Raw genomic sequence first — 1,954 nt, forward strand, 5'->3', positions numbered from 1 at the left:
GAATAACCATTTCCTTCTTTTAATGAAATATCGAGAATTGCTAAATCAAAGTGTTGATTGTTAATTAAATTTATAGCTTTTTTCTGACCATCAACATGCGTGATAAGAAATCCTTCTTTTTCTAAAAAAGAAGAAAGATGATTTATAATATTGATATCATCTTCCACCAATAAAATCTTATACATAATTTATCCTCCCTCATCTTCGTTGATATATTAAATCAGTAATACCATTATAACTTTGAGTTTTTATTAACCTTAAATCTATTTTTTTATCTAAGATACCAAACAATGAGATACCCTTTCCTAAAAGAGTAGGAATAATTGATATATAAAATTCATCAATCATATCTTCCTGAAGAATTTGTTGAATGACATTCGCTCCACCACATATCCATATTCCTTTTCCTTCTTTTCTTTTTAAATGATGAATCAATTGTGAGGGCTTTTCATCTGTAAAAAAAATTTGACTTGTTGATTGATGATTTTGATGAGTCAAAATATAACTTGTCATTCCCTCATAAACCCATTCATTTGGTGATAATTCAGTTATAATTTGATGATAAGTTTTCCATCCCATGATTACAGTATCTATATTTTTAATAAATGAATTATAAACCTCCATATTTTCGATATTTTTATCATGTCCTACTAACCAATCAACCTTTTCATCACTATCAGCAATATATCCATCCAAACTCATTGCTATAAATAGAGTTACTTTTCTCACAAATATAATCCTCTTCTCTTTATTATTCTCAAATATCATTATAACAAAAAATACTGATCTCTCATAGACCAGTATTTTTCTATTTTTCATTAACATAGACATAATATCTACATTTACCACTCTTTTTCGATACATATAGAGCTTGATCAGATTTATCAAATAAGATACGATGATGTTTTTCATCTGTAACAAATGTGATTCCTATAGATGCAGTAATATCATGAATACTATCCATCTTTATTCCTTCGATACGTCTGATAATTTCACGTGCTTTATTTTCAATTTCAGCATATGATTCTTGTGCATATAGGAAAATAACAAATTCATCACCACCAAAACGACCAACATATCCTGAATTAAAACAGATAGACTCTAACAAAGTCGCAACTTTTTGAATAACTTCATCACCAGTACTATGACCTAATGAATCATTAATTGACTTGAAATTATCTAAATCAACAATCATATAAGCACAGTAATCACTTACTGATTTTTTATCTTTCAAATAATCATCTACAAACTGATTAAATGTCTGACGATTATATAATCCTGTTAATCCATCTCTTTGTGCTTTATATTCATACTCTAATTGCCTGCTCTTTTCATCATTAATATCATTACTGTATGCAATCATAAGTAATTCATTATTACTACTTTGTCTTTCAAATTGTATTCTGAATTTGACCCATTCATATCTATTTTTATCAGCTTTCCATGTTCTAAATTCAATAGTTCTTTTTCCATTATGATGATAGATATTTTGAACATTCTCCTGACTAAAGAACTTAGCGACACGCTCTCTATCTTTCTCAGCAGCTTCTTCAACAAAAGATTTTAAGAAACTATTTTCATATTGTACATCAATAACATTATGATATATACCATTTTTTTGATAAATAACAACTTTTTGGCTTTTTAAATTGACTGCAAACATAAATAAAGCATTTGAATAAACAGAATTTTTAAACATTTGATCTTGCAACAACAAATTATATTCATTCATTTCTGTTGTACTATTTCTTAAAGTTCCAATTAATCGCTTATTTTGATTTACATAAATCATTGAAACATGGAACCATGTCTCATCATCTCTACTAATATATGGTAATTTAGCATCAAATACTATCTTATCTTTATTATTAATAATCTCATGAAACTTCTCTTTTAATAATTTTTCATGTTCTTTTGAAACAAAATTATAATTATGCAAATTACTTAATAAACT

At 26.8% G+C, this 1,954-nt stretch carries 3 protein-coding genes; all 3 read right to left on the bottom strand.

The features are described from left to right. Positions 1-185, bottom strand: a 185-nt coding sequence (locus ACLR9T_RS14215) for a response regulator transcription factor (RefSeq protein ID WP_413110124.1), incomplete at its 3' end; no start/stop codon positions are given. 13 nt (positions 186-198) lie between these two features. Further along, positions 199-729: a dihydrofolate reductase family protein gene (locus ACLR9T_RS14220; RefSeq protein WP_008789028.1), complete on the bottom strand. Its 531-nt coding sequence runs from the start codon at positions 727-729 to the stop codon at positions 199-201. Between the two features lie 79 nt (positions 730-808). Then, a partial coding sequence (locus ACLR9T_RS14225; protein WP_413110125.1) for a GGDEF domain-containing protein occupies positions 809-1,954 on the bottom strand: 1,146 nt, incomplete at its 5' end.

Origin of the sequence: Thomasclavelia sp. (genome assembly GCF_047249845.1) — a bacterium.
Lineage (GTDB): Bacteria > Bacillota_I > Bacilli_A > Erysipelotrichales > Coprobacillaceae > Thomasclavelia.